Annotated in this window: 12 protein-coding genes; all 12 read left to right on the top strand. The window is 52.9% G+C overall.

The features are described from left to right. Positions 1–93: 93 nt before the first annotated feature. Positions 94–1320 (top strand): DNA methyltransferase, encoded by a 1227-nt coding sequence (locus ACTBZS_RS03220; protein WP_463043256.1) that lies wholly within the window; start codon positions 94–96, stop codon positions 1318–1320. 10 nt (positions 1321–1330) lie between these two features. Beyond that, a complete protein-coding gene (locus ACTBZS_RS03215; protein WP_463043255.1) occupies positions 1331–2464 on the top strand; it encodes a Fic family protein in 1134 nt (377 codons plus the stop codon). Between the two features lie 115 nt (positions 2465–2579). Continuing rightward, entirely contained in the window at positions 2580–5636 is a 3057-nt protein-coding gene (locus ACTBZS_RS03210; RefSeq protein ID WP_463043254.1) for a type III restriction-modification system endonuclease, read from the top strand. A 72-nt stretch (positions 5637–5708) separates the two neighbouring features. Continuing rightward, positions 5709–7469, top strand: a complete 1761-nt coding sequence (gene msbA, locus ACTBZS_RS03205; protein WP_463043253.1) for a lipid A export permease/ATP-binding protein MsbA — start codon at positions 5709–5711, stop codon at positions 7467–7469. Beyond that, the gene (locus ACTBZS_RS03200) at positions 7462–8571 is read left to right on the top strand and encodes a glycosyltransferase family 4 protein (RefSeq protein WP_463043252.1); all 1110 of its coding nucleotides are present in this window, start codon (positions 7462–7464) and stop codon (positions 8569–8571) included. Before msbA ends, ACTBZS_RS03200 begins: the two co-directional genes overlap by 8 nt. Continuing rightward, positions 8568–9392, top strand: coding sequence for a polysaccharide deacetylase family protein (locus tag ACTBZS_RS03195; protein ID WP_463043251.1), 825 nt, complete (start codon positions 8568–8570; stop codon positions 9390–9392). Before ACTBZS_RS03200 ends, ACTBZS_RS03195 begins: the two co-directional genes overlap by 4 nt. Continuing rightward, positions 9392–10531 (top strand): glycosyltransferase family 9 protein, encoded by a 1140-nt coding sequence (locus ACTBZS_RS03190; RefSeq protein WP_463043250.1) that lies wholly within the window; start codon positions 9392–9394, stop codon positions 10529–10531. The genes ACTBZS_RS03195 and ACTBZS_RS03190 overlap by 1 nt, the downstream gene beginning before the upstream one ends. After that, positions 10531–11733 carry a glycosyltransferase family 4 protein gene (locus tag ACTBZS_RS03185; protein WP_463043249.1) on the top strand — a complete coding sequence of 401 codons (1203 nt, stop codon included), beginning with the start codon at positions 10531–10533 and terminating at the stop codon, positions 11731–11733. Before ACTBZS_RS03190 ends, ACTBZS_RS03185 begins: the two co-directional genes overlap by 1 nt. Further along, positions 11730–12836 (top strand): glycosyltransferase family 9 protein, encoded by a 1107-nt coding sequence (locus ACTBZS_RS03180; RefSeq protein WP_463043248.1) that lies wholly within the window; start codon positions 11730–11732, stop codon positions 12834–12836. The genes ACTBZS_RS03185 and ACTBZS_RS03180 overlap by 4 nt, the downstream gene beginning before the upstream one ends. Then, positions 12833–14149, top strand: coding sequence for an O-antigen ligase family protein (locus tag ACTBZS_RS03175; protein ID WP_463043247.1), 1317 nt, complete (start codon positions 12833–12835; stop codon positions 14147–14149). Before ACTBZS_RS03180 ends, ACTBZS_RS03175 begins: the two co-directional genes overlap by 4 nt. A 27-nt stretch (positions 14150–14176) precedes the next feature. Continuing rightward, positions 14177–15469: a nucleotide sugar dehydrogenase gene (locus ACTBZS_RS03170; RefSeq protein ID WP_463043246.1), complete on the top strand. Its 1293-nt coding sequence runs from the start codon at positions 14177–14179 to the stop codon at positions 15467–15469. 69 nt (positions 15470–15538) lie between these two features. Further along, a complete protein-coding gene (locus ACTBZS_RS03165; RefSeq protein ID WP_463043245.1) occupies positions 15539–16573 on the top strand; it encodes an SDR family oxidoreductase in 1035 nt (344 codons plus the stop codon). Position 16574 lies beyond the last annotated feature (1 nt).

The following is a 16574-nucleotide window of genomic DNA, read 5'->3' as shown; positions in this document are numbered from 1 at the left end:
AAGCTCGCATCATATTGACTACGTTTTGAATTCATTTCTTCTCCCTCGTTAAGATCTATCATGCCCTATCGAGGTGTCTACGGGTATTAGACCATTACAGATAAGTACGTAGCCAATTGCCATGAGTACATCCTAGGCTACTCAAAAGAGCCTCTACCCAAGGGCGCAACGAACATTCCCAAGGACGACAGTGAGATTGAGGGAAACTACAGGCTCATCGACGAGCGCGGACGATATAGGGAGCTGGAGCTACGTAACACCCATCGCGAATTTGGTAAGCACAACAGAAAGAACTTGTACTACCCATTTTTTGTAACCTCCGACGGCTGCGTCTCTCTGGAGCAAACGGATCATGCCGTAGCGGTGTATCCAGACTGGGATGATGGTTTCGAGGGTTGCTGGACGTGGGGCACCGATAAGGCTCGTCAGCAGATTTCAGAAGTTGTCGCCAAAAAGGTGAACGGGAAATGGAAGATTTATCGCAAGAACTACGCCGAAGACGAGGACGGTGAAGCGACAAAACAAGTGAAGTCCATTTGGACGGACAAAGAGTTTCATACAGAGAAGGGCCAAGCCACGTTCAACGAACTATTCGAGAGCAAGACCAAGCTTTTTCAATCGCCAAAGTCAGTGGACACGATTCGACAGCTATTGCTCATGGGTTCGAGGAAAGACTCCATCGTGATGGACTTTTTTGCCGGATCAGGAACTACGGCCCATGCAGTGCTGGCAATGAATGCTGAGGACGACGGCCAACGGAGGTTCGTGTTGGTTCAAGTTCCAGAAGTGTCAGCAGAGGACTCTGAGGCATTCAAGGCGGGTTATAGAACAATTGCGGAACTGAGCAAAGAGCGAATTCGCCGTGCGGGGACGAAAATAGCCGCTGGTCTTGCCAATGCAAAGCTGGATACAGGTTTTCGCGTGCTGAAGGTCGACACATCCAATATGTCCGACGTGTACTACGCGCCTGATGCGCTGGACAAGGAAAACCTCGACCTGTTCGTCGACAACATCAAGCCCGACCGCACCCCTGAAGACCTGCTGTTCCAGGTAATGCTAGATTGGGGTGTCGACTTGGCCCTGCCCATTACCAAACAGTCGATTCAAGGCAAGGACGTGTTCTTCGTCGATGGCAATGTGCTTGCCGCCTGCTTCGATGCGAGCGGCAGCATTGATGAAGCCTTTGTGAAGGAACTGGCCAAGCAGCAGCCGCTGCGCGTAGTGTTCCGCGATGCAGGCTTTAAGGACAGCGCCGTCAAAATCAACGTCGAGCAAATTTTCAAGCTCTTGTCGCCCAATACCGACATCAAATGCCTCTGAGGAACACGCCATGCAGCCCTATGTTCCTGATGCGTTACCGCTGACCGAGTTGGACTTTCGCCGCTTGCTGCCGCTGGTAGGCCAAGCCAATGCGGCATTGGCGCGTTACGATGGTCTGTTGCAAGGTATTCCTAACCCGGCAGTGATGCTATCGCCATTGACCACCCAAGAAGCGGTGCTCTCTTCCAAAATTGAAGGCACCCAAGCCACGGTGGACGAAGTGTTGGAACAAGAAGCCGGTTTGCTCAAAGAAGGTGAAAAATTTCAGGACATTCAGGAAATCTCCAACTACCGCCAAGCGCTGTTTGCTGCACGCGAGTACCTCAAGGACTACCCGATTCGCCTCGCTTTTGTTCGCGAGTTGCACCGCATCTTGATGAGCAGTGTGCGCGGCCAAGATAAAACACCAGGCGAGTTTCGCAAAGACCAAAACTGGATTGGCAGACACGGCTGCACGATGGAGCAGGCGAGTTTTGTGCCCCCCAACCCCATGCAGTTGCCAGACCACTTGCAGGCTTGGGAGCGCTACATGGACAGCGATGATGCTGATTTTTTGCTGCAAACCGCTGTAGTCCACGCTCAGTTTGAGTTGCTGCACCCATTCAAAGACGGCAATGGGCGCATTGGGCGCATTGGGCGCATTGGGCGCATCCTAATTCCCTTGTTTCTGTACCAGAAGCGAGCACTGTCGCAGCCTATGTTCTATTTGTCGGAATACCTGGAAAACCACCGGGAAGAGTACTACTTGCGACTCAAAGGCATTTCTGCAGAGGGAGACTGGAACAGCTGGATTGCGTTTTTTCTGCAGGCCATCGCCACCCAAGCGGCGCAGAACAGCACGCGAGTGACAGCTATTCAGGCGCTCTATGAAGAAATGAAGCTCGCCATTCATGACATTACCCACTCGCAGTACACGGTGCATGTACTGGATGCAATTTTCAGCCGACCGATTTTTCGCACATCGGACCTGACTTCTCAACTTCAAAAGGAATCAGGCGTGCATGAGAAAACCTCTTTGGGTTTGCTACGTCAGTTACGGCAAGCCGATGTGCTGCGGGAGCTTCAGGCAGGCAGTGGCAGTCGCCCGGCGACGCTGTGCTTTCCGCGTCTAATCAATCTGGCCGAAGGGAGATTGATGTTTTGAAACTTTTGTGGAGCGTGCATCAGCAACAAACGCATTTGTGGAGCGTATTTCGGCTATTGCACTCCACAAAAATATTTGTGGAGCACAGACACTCCACAAAGACAGAGGAAGAACAATGAAACTCAAGTTCAAGACGCAGGCCTACCAGTCTGCGGCGGTGCAAGCCGTGGTGGATTGCTTCAAGGGCCAACCACCCGCATCTGCAGAGGCCATCAGCTATCGCATCGACCCCGGCCAAGTCAAGAAGGGCACGGAAGACCTGTTTTCGGATTCTGGCTTCAAGAACGCAGACCTGGCACTGACTGACCTGGCTTTGCTGGACAACATCCAGCAGGTACAACGCGGCCAGAACCTGCCCATGTCTGAAACGCTGGTGAAGACCAAGGTCGCCCGTGTCAATCTCGACGTGGAGATGGAAACGGGCACGGGCAAGACCTATTGCTACATCAAGACGATCTTTGAGCTGAACCGCCGCTATGGCTGGAGCAAATTCATCATCGTGGTGCCCAGCATCGCCATTCGTGAGGGCGTGGCCAAGTCGCTGGAGATCACCGCCGAGCACTTCCTTGAGACCTACCAAAAGAAGGCGCGTTTCTTCATTTACAACTCCAAGCAGCTGCACCACCTGGAGAGCTTCTCGTCTGACGCGGGCATCAACGTGATGGTGATCAACGTCCAGGCCTTCAATGCGACAGGCAAAGACGCCCGCCGTATCTATGAAGATCTGGACGACTTCCAGTCGCGTAAACCGATTGATGTCATCAGCGCGAATCGCCCAATCCTCATCCTGGACGAACCCCAGAAGATGGAAGGTGGCAAAACGCTGGATTCGCTGGTCAATTTCAAGCCATTGATGGTGCTGCGCTACTCGGCTACCCACAAGACCACGCACAACAAGATTCACCGTCTCGATGCACTGGACGCCTACAACCAGAAGCTGGTGAAGAAGATCGCAGTGCGCGGTATCGCGGTGAAAGGGCTGGCAGGCACGGCGGGCTATCTGTACCTACAGTCCATCGAGATATCGAGTAAGAAGCCACCCGAGGCGCGTGTGGAGTTCGAGCAGAAGCTGGCAGGCGGGAACATCAAGCGGGTGGTGAGGAAGCTTTCTAAAGGCGACAACCTGTTCGATCTGTCGAACGGGCTCGATCAGTATCGGGATGGCTTTGTTGTGGCCGATATCAACGCCAACTCCGACACCCTGAGCTTCACTAATGGGGTCGAACTAACCGTTGGGGAGGCGACCGGTGACGTGACCGAGGCCGTACTACGCCGCATACAGATTCGCGAAGCAATCAAAGCCCACTTCGACAAGGAACAGGCGCTGTTCCAGCAGGACGTGAAGGTGCTCACGCTTTACTTCATCGATGAAGTGGTCAAGTACCGCGACTACTCGCAGCCCGACGAAAAAGGTGAGTACGCCCGCATCTTCGAGGAGGAGTACCAACTCTACCTCAACGAGGTGCTGGAGCTGGATGATGCACCATACGTTAAATACCTCAAAGGGATTTCTGCCGACAAGACTCACAGCGGCTATTTCTCCATTGACAAGAAGAGCAAACGGTTGGCTGACCCCACAGTCGCGGCGCGTGGTGAAAACGCGGGACTCTCCGACGACGTGGACGCTTACGACCTGATTCTGAAGGACAAGGAGCGGCTGCTGTCATTCACCGAGCCGGTGCGCTTTATCTTTTCCCACTCGGCGCTACGTGAAGGCTGGGACAACCCGAACGTTTTTGTGATTTGTGCCCTCAAGCACAGCGACAACACGATTTCACGCCGCCAGGAAGTGGGCCGTGGTCTGCGCTTGTCCGTCAACCAGCAAGGCGACCGCATGGACCATCCAGCCATCGTCCATGACGTGAACGTGCTCACCGTTGTGGCCAGCGAGAGCTACAAGGACTTCGTTGCGGCGCTGCAGAAGGACATCAGCGACTCGCTGTCTGCCCGTCCGAAGGTGGCCGATGCAGCCTTCTTCACTGGCAAAGTGTTGAAGACGGCCACCGGCGACGTGGAAGTCACACCGCAGCTGGCCAAGCAGATCTACAAGTACCTGCTCAAAAACGACTACACCGACGATGCCGACCGCATCACTGGCGCGTATCACGACGCGAAAAAGGCCGAGACATTGGCCGAGCTACCGCCTGAACTGAAGCCCTATGCGGCACAGGTCTACCAGCTGATCGACAGCGTGTTCAGTGCCAGCCAGTTGCCCGAGATCGGCGACGACCGCCGCCCCAAGAAGAACCCGCTCAACGCCAACTTCGACAAGCAAGAGTTCAAAGCCCTGTGGAGCCGTATCAACCGCAAGGCGGCTTACAGTGTCAGCTTTGAAGAGGCAGAACTGGTCCAAAAGGCTGTGGCCGTGCTGAACGACAAAGACGCGGGCCTTCGCGTCACCCCGTTGCAGTACACGATCCAGCGCGGTGAACAGGCCGAGGCCGTCACTTATGACGGCATCAAGTCCGGCGAAGCGTTCAAGCTCAAGGCCACGGAAACCGAAGTCAACCGCTTGTCGGTGCACTCGGCCGTCAAGTACGACCTGATCGGCAAGCTGGCCGAAGGCACGCAACTCACCCGCCGCACGATTGCTGAAATCCTGAAGGGCATGAATGCTGCGGTCTTCGCACAGTTCAAGACCAACCCCGAAAGCTTCATCGCCGAAGCCATCCGCTTGATTAACGAGCAGAAGGCCACAGTCATCATCGAGCACTTGGCCTATGACCCGGTGGAAGACAAGTTCGACCTCGACATCTTCACGGCGGGTCTGACCAAGCAAGACTTCAGCAAGGCCGGGGACAAGCTCCAGCGCCACATCTACGACTACGTGCTGACCGACTCCAATATCGAACGGCAGTTCGTGAAGGAGCTGGACACCAGCAATGAAGTGGTGGTCTACGCCAAGCTGCCACGCGGGTTCCTGATCCCCACGCCAGTAGGCGACTACAACCCCGACTGGGCCATCTCATTCAAGGAAGGTGCCGTCAAGCACGTCTACTTCGTAGCCGAGACCAAGGGGACCATGTCCTCCATGGAGCTGCGCGAAATCGAGAAAACCAAGATCAAGTGCGCCCGCAAGTTCTTCGACGACATCAATCAGAAGTTTGCCCCGGAAAATGTAAAGTACGATGTAGTAAATAATTTTGGTAAGTTGATGGAGTTAGTGAAGTAGTTTGCCAATCTGCCCTAATCCCGACATACGGGGTACAATGCGCGACCTTATCTGTTGGTCTGTCTTGTCCCCATGTCGGATTCTTCCCCTCCTCAAAGTCTGGCTTTATATCGCCGCCTGCTTGGTTATCTCAAAGACTACTGGAAAATTTTCCTGCTTTCGCTTGTTGCCATGTCAGTGGCGGCCAGCACCGAACCTTTATTTGCCCGTTTGATGAAACCACTGATTGACGGAGGGTTTGTCGAGCGTGACCCACAAGCCATGTTATGGACGCCGTTGGCGATTGTCGGATTGTTCTTATTGCGTGGTGTGGCGAGTTATATCAATGACACCACGACGACTTATCTGGCAGGGCATTTAGTGATGCGGCTGCGGGCGGAGATGTTTAGCAAATTGATGAGCCTGCCGGTCAGTTTCTACGATGACAACGCCTCAGGGCGGGTCATTTCGCGGGTGACCAATGATGTCAACCAAGTGACCGATGCCGGCTTTAACGTCATCACGGTGGTGGTCAAAGATGGCGTGACGATCTTTGGTTTGCTGATTTTACTGTTTTGGACCGATTGGCAACTAACCCTCATTTGTTTAGTGATGATTCCGGTGGTGGCGGTGAGTTTGCGCTTGGTCAGTAAACGCTTGCGGCAATTAACACGGCAAAACCAGCGGCAAATTGGTGAAATGACCCAAGTGCTGGGTGAGGTGGTCGACTGTCAGCGGGTGGTGAAAGTATATGGGGGACAGGCCCATGAAACCCAACGCTTTATGCGTGCGGCAGAAGGGTTGCGGCAAAACCAGATCAAGCAAACTTCGATTGGCTCGATGAACACGGGTATCACCCAGTTGGTGGTCTCAATCGCCTTGGCGGTGATTATCTACTTTGCCAGTGTGCGCGCCCAAAGCGGCAACTTTACCGCCGGCGACTTTATGAGTTTCTTGGCAGCCATGATTATGTTGTTCGCCCCCATTAAACGGATCACTGGGGTGAATCAGTCATTGCAACGCGGCTTGGCGGCGGCTGAAAGCGTCTTTCACTTCTTGGACATTGAGCCTGAACCAGATACAGGTCAGACACAACTTGAACGGGCACGGGGTGAAATTCAGTTTGCCGAGGTCAGCTTTGCCTATCCCAACAGCGAACGTAGCGCATTACAACAGATTGATTTAACCATCGCTGCCGGAGAAACGGTGGCGTTGGTTGGGAGTTCCGGCAGTGGTAAAACCACGTTGGTGAATCTGCTGCCGCGTTTTTATGCACCAAGCCAAGGGCACATTTTGTTAGATGGCCTTGCGTTGGATACCCTGACCTTAGCGAGTCTGCGCCAACAAATCGCCCTCGTTAGCCAAGACATTGCTTTGTTTAACGATACGGTGGCGGCGAATATCGCCTATGGCTGTGTGGTACCTCCGTCACCAGAACAATTGCGCGCTGCTGCGAAAGCTGCCAATGCCCTCGAATTTATTGAAGCCATGCCACAGGGGTTTGACACTTTAATTGGTGAAAAAGGCGTGCGCTTATCCGGTGGCCAGCGCCAGCGGTTGGCAATTGCCCGTGCCATCTTGAAAGATGCGCCAATCCTGTTGCTTGATGAAGCAACCAGTGCACTCGATACCCAGTCAGAACGTTTAGTGCAAGCGGCATTAGATAATCTGATGCAACAACGCACCACGCTGGTGGTGGCTCACCGTTTATCCACCATTGAAAACGCAGATCGGATTGTGGTGATGCACCAAGGGCGGATTGCGGAAATGGGAAGCCACGCCGAACTGTTAGCCCGTGGTGGGATGTATGCCACGCTACATCGCTTGCAATTTAAGGAGCCCGTCCATGACTAAAACAACATGGACCATTTTGCACACGGAATGGTCAGACGGTTGGGGCGGACAAGAACGGCGTATTGTGTCCGAGATGGCAGGGATGGCGGCGCGTGGCCATCGTATGATCTTGGCGACACGCGCACAGGCGCAGATTGTTGCCCATGCACAAGCCGTAGGGGTCGAGGTGGTGACGCTTCCCTTTCAAGGGAAATTTGAACTGGCTACTATTCGGCCTTTGATGGCCTTGATTCGGCAACAACAGGTTGATGTTGTGAATACCCACAGTGGTAAAGATAGCTGGTCGGGAGGCTTGGCGGCGTGGCGGGCTGGGTGTTGTTTGGTGCGTACTCGTCATCTCAACATTCCCTTGCGGCGGAGCTGGCACAATTTTATCCACCGCTTACCTGCTGCCATCGTGACTTGCGGCGATACCATGCGCCAACAGCTGATGAGCAATGGTTTTCCGCCGGCACAATTGGTCAATATTCCGACAGGGATTGACTTCACTGCTTTCCAACCACGCCGTGCCCGTGCTGACGTGCGGGCAGCTTTGGGGGTGAGTGACGCTGCGCCAGTTGTGTTGATGACGGGGGTGATCCGCGCAGTCAAGCGACACGAAATTGCCCTGCGTGCTTTTGCCCAAGTGCTGGCACGTTATCCTCAGGCCATGTTGTTATTAGCGGGCGACGGCCCGATGCGCCGTGATATGGAGGCGTTGGTACAACAACTTGGCTTGGGACAACAGGTGCGTTTCTTAGGCCATCGTGAAGATGTACCCGATTTGATGGCGGCGGCAGATTATGCGCTATTGACGTCGCGTTCCGAAGGGGTGCCGCAAGCCGTTACCCAAGGGTTGGGTCTTGCCCTGCCAACGGTCGCCACAGCGGTGGGTGGGGTGCCTGAACTGATCCAACATGAACGCACTGGTTTGTTGGCGACGCCGGAAGATGAAAATGCCGTGGCAGAACAGCTGTTGCGTTTGTTAGCTGACCCTGCTTGGGCGCGTGAGATTGGCCGTGCCGGCCAACAGCATGTGTTACAAGAATTTAGCCTAACGGCGATGTTAGATAAAACCGAAGCCTTATACGCGCGCTTATTGGCGCAGAGGAAATCACGATGAGTGCAAAAGCGCTACCCGTGTTGATGTATCACCATGTCAGCCCCGAGCCGGGGTTGGTCACGATTTCGCCGCAACATTTTCGGGCCCAAATGCACGCCGTGGCGCGTGCTGGTTATCGCACTGTCACCGCCCAACAGCTGCAACAATTTTTAGCCGGTGGCAAGCTACCAGCCAAGTCGGTGCTGATTACTTTCGATGATGGCTATTTAGATAATTGGGTTTATGCCCATCCGGTACTCAAAGAAACCGGCTTGTCTGCCACACTGTTCACGATTACGGGTTGGATTGGCGATGGCCCAATGCGCCCTTATGCTGGTCAGCAAGCCGATCTTCCTATCACACCTTCCCATAAGGTGTGTATGAATGCAGTGCGTGAACAACGTCATGATGATGTGATGATGCGCTGGAGCGAAATTGAAGCGGCACAACGAGCAGGAACGTTTGAGTTTCATAGCCATACCCACACGCACACTCGCTGGGATAAATTATTTCCGGTGGTGGCCGAGCGGCGGCAGCGTTTAGCCGAAGATTTGGCCTTATCGCGTGAAACACTGAATGCCCGTTTGGGGTATGTCTCACGTCATCTGTGTTGGCCACAGGGATATTTTGATACCGACTATATTGCCGAAGCACAAGCCGCTGGTTTTGATCATCTTTATACCACCCAACCCGGTACTGTATTGCCGCAGGGTGATTCACTGCGTTTACCCAGAATCGTGACCAAAGATAAACCGGCACGCTGGTTATTAAACCGTTTATGGCTTTATCGTTCGCCAACCTTGAGCCGTTTATATAGCCAACGTAAAAGGGTATCTGTCTAATGCGTTGGCGTGAGCAATGGCTCTATCACTGGTTACGGTGGCGAGCACGGCATGATGTTGCAACGCCTCCCATCGCAGAATTGGGAACAACCGCAGTGGGGCGTATCTTGGTGTTGTCAAACACAGCGATTGGCGACACCTTGATGTCTTTGCCAGCCCTGCACAGCCTACGCCAAGCGTATCCACAGGCGGAAATCTGCTTGTTGGTCAATCCGCCTTACCAAACCTTGTTCTCGGTGTTAGCGCCTTCGCTAGTCAATCAAGTGGCGGCGTATGACGGGCGCTGGCGCGATTTTCGTCGTCAAGTCCGACAATGGCAGGCATGGCGCCCCGATCTGGTGGCAATTTTGCACAGCAATGAACCGCAGGCCACACCCTTGGCGTATCTGTCTGGTGCCCGCTGGCGCTTTAAATTGCCGAATACCAGTCGTTTCCGTTTTTTACTGTCCAACCGCGAGCCGGTATTAGATTGGGATGCCTTTGATCATGGCATCCAACAGCGGTTGGCCGTGGCGCAGTTAGCCGGTGGGGTACCGGTGGCGGCGCGGATGGATTTACCGTTACATCCAGACAGTGCCGCTGCTGTTGATGCGCTATTACAACAATACAGGTTGCCTTCAACCGCAACGCTCATTGGTTTTCAGCCGGGCGCTTCGACAACCAGCCGCCGGTGGCCAATTTCACGGCATATTGCAGTGGCCAAAGCGTTGTTACAACAACGGCCAGAGGTGTGGATTGCGATTACTGGATCCCCTACAGAACGCGGCTTGGCCGAGGCGATTGTGGCTGGGGTAGCGGATGCGCGGGTGTTTTCTACCGCAGGTGCGTTGTCCCTGCAACATCTACCGACTTTGGTGCAGCGGATGAAGGTGCTGTTAACCCCCGACACCGGCATTATGCATCTTGCTGTTGCTGTTGGAACGCCGGTGGTGGCGCTGTTTGCTGTATCAGATTGGCGGCGCAGTGGGCCTTATCAAGATTTAGCAAAACATCAGGTCATTCAAAAATGGCGCACCTGTCAGCCCTGTTTATCCAAGCGTTGTCCTCATCCTGAGCCGATGTGTATGGATTTGATTGCAGAACAGGAGGTGTTGCAGGCCTTACACCAAGCGCTACAACCTTCGTTGGAGCGCGGTTGATGGCAGCAGCAACACATAAAATTCTTGTGCTCGACACAGGGAAGGAATGGGGGGGCGGTACCAACAGTCTGTTAGAACTGCTTAAACGTCTCGATCGCTCACGTTTTGCCCTGCAGGCCTTGTTCTATCACAACTATCGCCAAGGGCAGGGCGACACCATCCAACAGGTGTTACAACAATGGCAAGTGCCTTGCACCATTTTGCCGCCGCTTTCACAACCGCTGTGGGCGAAATTGGGCAAAGAAATCAGCCGTGGTTTGTTAACGCCCTTCAAAACGCAGCGGCAACACGCGGTGGCCGCGATTGAAAACCGCTGGCGTATCCAACCCCGCGCGCAACAGATTGCGACCCAACTCCGGCAAGGGGGCTTTGCTGCCCTTTATATGAACAATCAGCCAGAGTCTAATTTAGAAGGCTATTTTGCTGCTCGTCTGGCAGGTTGTGCCGTCATTCAACATTGTCGAACACGCCCGATGCTGTCTCCTGCCGCGATTCATGCGGCGAATCATGCTGATGCGATAATTGCAGTTTCGCCCAGTGTGGCAACCCATCTACAGCAATGCGGGGTGCAGGATGTCCCGATGCATGTGGTGATGAACGGGATTGATGTGCAACAGATTCCCCCCGCCTATCAAACAGCGCGCACAGCATTGGGTTTACCACGGGATTTGCCTCTCACGGTGACGGTGGCGTCGCTGCTGCCACGAAAAGGGGTGGCAGAGCTAATTCAGGCCTTAGCACTTGTCCCAGAGATGGTGCTGGCGGTGGTTGGCGATGGTCCACAGAAATCGGAGCTACAGCTGCTAGCAAAACGCAGCGGTGTTGCGGAGCGGGTGTTATGGGTCGGTTTTTCAGCAACCCCATTGCAGTGGATGGCGGCGGCTGACATCGTTGCCTTAGCCAGTGCCAGTGAAGGATTACCACGGGTGTTACTCGAAGCCATGTTATGTGCCCGTCCAGTCTTAGCATCGGCGGTCAGTGGTTCGCGTGATGTTGTTGTAGAAGGTGAAACGGGTTTGTTATTTCCTTATCAAGATACCACGGCACTGGCACACGCATGGCAACGCTTGGCAGAGGATTACCGCTTGCGTCAACAACTTGGCCAAGCTGGCGCGGTGCGCGTACGCCAACAATTTTCAATTGAACAATACGTGCAAGGGGTAGAGCAGGTGTTCGATTCGGTGTTGGGACAAACAACATGATGTATTTGCTTTTGGCTTGGTTGTGGTGGCCACTGTGTCAGTGGTGGACACGCCGCCGCTGCGCCGCCGCTCCACAAAAGATTTTGCTGCTGCAAACTGCCAAAATTGGCGATATGGTCTGTACTCTGCCGTTAATCGCTGCCTTGGCTGAAGCGGGAAAAAACATCACGGTTTGGCACGCCGCGATGAATACGCCGTTATTACAACATGATCCTCGTATTCAACAGCGACAAATACGAGCAACCGCTGATTGGCAAGGTTGGCGCGGTAAATGGAAAATGGTGCGCGCTTTGCGACAACAGCAGTTTGATGCGGTGATTTTAGTCAGCCCGAATTTACCGTGGTTGGTGATCAGTGTGTGGGCCATGATTCCTTGGCGGTTGGCGGTCACACCCGACCGGCCAAGTCGTTCTATGCGTTGGGCGAGTGGTTTGCTTACCCATCGTTTGACGCATCAGATTGGTGCCTTGATTTTAGATGAGTGGGCTCAGCTATTGCGTGTGATAGGGTGTCAGGTACAGCCACAACAGCGGTTGCTTTATCCCGCGCCAAATGCGCGGTCTCTTTTGCCTTCGGCGTTGCAGTTACCCCCCTATATCCCTCATATTGCCTTGGGTATCAGTGCGGCCAATAAATTAAAAGAACTCGGTGCGCCCTTTTTATTACAATTAATTCCTGCCTTACAGCAGCAATATCACGCCAATATCGTCTTAATTGGCAGCGCAGCAGATCAGCCATTGGCACAACAGTTATTACAACAACTGCCTTCACCCGCTGGTGTGATTGATAGCACGGGCGCGGTGGGTTTAGATGTGCTTCCCGCCTTGTTACAACAATGTCGTGTTTATATCGGGGTGGATTCGGGGATCACTTACTTAGCTGATGCGTTGGCAGTGCCGGTGGTGTCGATAGTGGGGCCAACTGATCCTCGTGAACAACGTCCATTAGGGGCTCAGGCATGTTTTGTCATTGAACGGCCACCTTGTTATCCCTGCGCTTTTGTCCATCATACCCCCCATCATTGTCATACTGGCGGCCTTGCCTGTATTCGCCAAGTCACAGTAGAAAAGGTGATTGCAACTGTTAGCGAGGCGTGGGCATGATCCGCAATAGATTGCCAAGTCTATTGGCATTTGGTCTGCTCGCTTTACTGTTGGTGTGGTTTCTTCCCCATACCAGTGGTCTACGTTACGGACTTGTTGTCTTGCTGTTAGCGGGGGCGATTGCTGTGCCGGGGGTGAAATATACCCTCCGTCGCCTGTGGTATTTTCCGCCAGTCTGGGGACTTGTGTTGCTATCTATGTGGTTATTGCTGCAGCTATTTTGGGCGTGGTATCCCCTTGAAACACTTGAAGAACTCAAAGGGCAATGGCTAAAAGGTGGGGTGATTTTATTGACTGGTGCGGCAGTTGCCGCCGCGTTGCAGCAGCGGGGGGCACAGGGCTTTCCTGCCCTACGCCGTCTCAGTGAGGCTTTGACACTGATCATGCTGCTACAACTTGCCGACTATGCGCGACTGTGGTGGACGCAAGGGATTTTACCGCGTGATGCTGTGGGGCTATTTGGCTTCAAAACCGAGTTATCGTATCTCGCCAACTTATTATTTGCCATGTGTTTGGCCGAGGGTTTTTCCCGATTATGTCAGCTGCGCTCGGTGTTGCCGGTGTCACGATTACAATTGGTGATTTCAACCTTGGCCGCCATCACTTTATTGGTAGTTGCCGGTGCCCGCAACGGCATGATTGGCATGGCGTTGTTGTTACTTTCAACCGCTATTTTGGCGTTGTTTGTCTTGCCCCCAGCGATTCGGCAACGGGTCAAGTTTTGGCCGTTGTTGGTGGTTTTGGCGGTGCCGTTGATTGGTTTCTTATCATGGAAACTGGACCCTCGTTGGCAGCGTTTGGCTGAAACACTGCCTTATGCTGTCAATTCTGCCGCACATCCCAGTTGGCTAGACAGTGAGCGTTATCCTTGGCCCCGCTTATCTGACGGCGATCTTGTCGAAATTTCTGCTTATGAACGGGTGGCTTTTCTGACCGAAGGCTTGCGCTTAAGCTGGCAATATCCGGAAGGGATTGGTTTCACCCGCAAAGCATTTTCTCATGCCGTTGAAGCCAAATTTGGCCTGCCATCACGCCATGCCCACAGTGGTATGGTGGAATGGTTGTTGGCGATGGGATGGCTTGGCTTTGCTTTATGGTGTGCTGTGCTGCTGTGGTTAATCCAGCGTGGTTTTCACTTGTTATTGCGCCGTGGCAGTGGTTTGGGATTGTTATTAGTCTGTGTGGTCAGTGGCTTTGCCAGCCGCATGTTGATTGAAAATATCACCCGTGATTTAACGTTTGAATGGTTTATGTTGCAGCTCGGTATTTTGTGGATTTGCGTGCTGCATGAAGAACAAAAGACCTCTTTTTAGTGATTTGGTGTTTAGGAATACAAAATAATGGTGACCATTCCGCGTAAAGTATCAGTGATCGGTTTAGGATATGTTGGCTTGCCTGTGGCAGTGGCTTTTGGTCGCCATGCTCCGGTGATTGGTTTTGATATCAATGTGTTGCGATTAGAAGAACTGACCGCTGGTTATGACCGGACGGGTGAAGTGACGGCAACCGACCTAGCCGCAGCTGATGTGACATATACCAATGATTATGAAGTATTAGCACAAGCCGATTTTCATATTGTGGCTGTTCCCACCCCAGTAGATGATGCTCACCAACCCGATTTGACGCCAGTTGAAAAAGCTTCTGAGTCAGTCGCACGCGCCTTAAAACGTGGTGATATTGTGGTCTATGAATCCACCGTTTATCCCGGTGTCACAGAAGAAATTTGTGTGCCGATTTTAGAGCGCTTATCTGGCTTACGCTGTGGGGAAGACTTTACCGTTGGCTATAGCCCAGAGCGGATTAACCCCGGTGATAAAGAACACACTTTTACCAAAATCCGTAAAGTTGTTTCGGGGCAAGATGCTGCAACCTTAGAGGTGGTTGCTGCGGTGTATGGTGCGGTGGTGGAAGCTGGCGTGTTCAAAGCCAGCAGTATTAAAGTGGCTGAGGCAGCGAAAGTCATTGAAAACACGCAGCGTGATTTGAATATCGCCTTGATGAATGAACTGGCCCTGCTGTTTGAAAAAATGGGGATTGATACCCTCGATGTGCTGCAAGCCGCTGGGACAAAATGGAATTTTCTGCCATTTAAGCCCGGTCTGGTTGGGGGGCATTGCATTGGTGTTGACCCTTACTATCTGACCTACAAAGCAGAACAACTCGGTTATAGCCCACAAGTGATTTTAGCTGGCCGCCGGATTAACGATGGCATGGGGCGTTTTATTGCCCAGCGTACGATTAAAGAGATGATTCACGCTGGCGTGAACATTTTGGGCAGTCAAGTCACGGTGTTAGGTTTGACCTTTAAAGAAAATTGTCCTGATTTGCGTAATTCACGAGTGATTGATGTGATTCAGGAGTTGCGTGAATTTGGGATTGAAGTGCAAGTCTGCGACCCACAAGCGGATGTGGCAGAGGCATTAGAAGAATACGGCATCTCGTTGGTACCGTTTGTTGAATTGAAACCAGCCGATGCGGTGATCGTCACCGTTGCACACCAACAATTCACCTCGCTGAGTATTGCGGATTATCAAAGCTTATTGCGTAGCTCACCGCCGGTGTTAATTGATGTAAAAGGCGTGGTAAATCGTGATGCCGCCCTGAGGGCAGGTATGCGTTTTTGGCGTTTATAAGCGTTTTGCCCTGCTCGTTACGCAGTGAATATGTCATCATTACCGATTCGCGCAACAGGGTGAATCGGTATGACTGCTTTCCAACAATTACAACAACAGCTACAACAACATCCTCGCCATTGGTTAGTGACCGGATGTGCGGGGTTTATTGGTAGCAATCTTTTAGAAGCCTTACTGCGGCTAGGGCAGCGTGTCACAGGGCTCGATAATTTCTCCACTGGCTATCAAACCAACCTCGATGAGGTGCGTACGCTAGTTGGCGAAGCCGCATGGACCAATTTTCATTTCATCGAAGGCGATATCCGCCATCCTGAAACCTGCCAACAAGCCGTCACAGGCGTGGACTACATCCTGCATCAAGCGGCATTAGGCAGTGTGCCGCGTTCATTGGCCGACCCTTGGAACAGCCACGACAGCAACGTCAATGGCTTTTTGCAGTTGTTAATTGCCGCCCGCGATGCGGGAGTCAAACGCTTTGTCTATGCTGCCTCCAGTTCAACGTATGGCGATCATCCCGCCTTACCAAAAATAGAAGACCGTATCGGTAAACCCTTATCGCCCTACGCCGTGACCAAATATATTGGTGAACTCTACGCCGATGTTTTTGCGCGCAGCTATGGTGTTTCCTGCGCTGGATTGCGTTATTTCAATGTTTTTGGCCCTCGCCAAAATCCACTCGGCGCGTATGCGGCAGTGATGCCACAGTGGTTTGGTGCCTTGTTAAAACATGAACCGGTCTATATCAACGGGGATGGGCACACCAGCCGCGATTTTTGTTTTATCGCGAATGCCATTCAGGCCAATCTCTTAGCGGCTACTGCCCCCTTAGCGCAAAACCATGAAGTGTTTAATGTTGCTGTGGGTGAACGCACCGATTTAAACCAACTTTATCGTTGGATTCGTGATGCTGTTGCTGTTGCCGATCCTTCTGTGCAGGAAATTGAACCGATCTATCGCGATTTCCGCGCGGGTGATGTGCAACATTCTCTGGCCGATATTTCAAAAGCCAATCAATTGTTAGGCTATCAACCGACCCACCGCGTCCCCGATGGCCTCGCTGTCGCCGCACCGTGGTACATCCAATATTGGCGCGATCAGCGTTAGG

This window comes from Aquaspirillum sp., assembly GCF_055136605.1.
The sequence above is the reverse complement of the archived record's forward strand: the minus strand, read 5'-3'. Positions and strand labels throughout refer to the sequence as shown.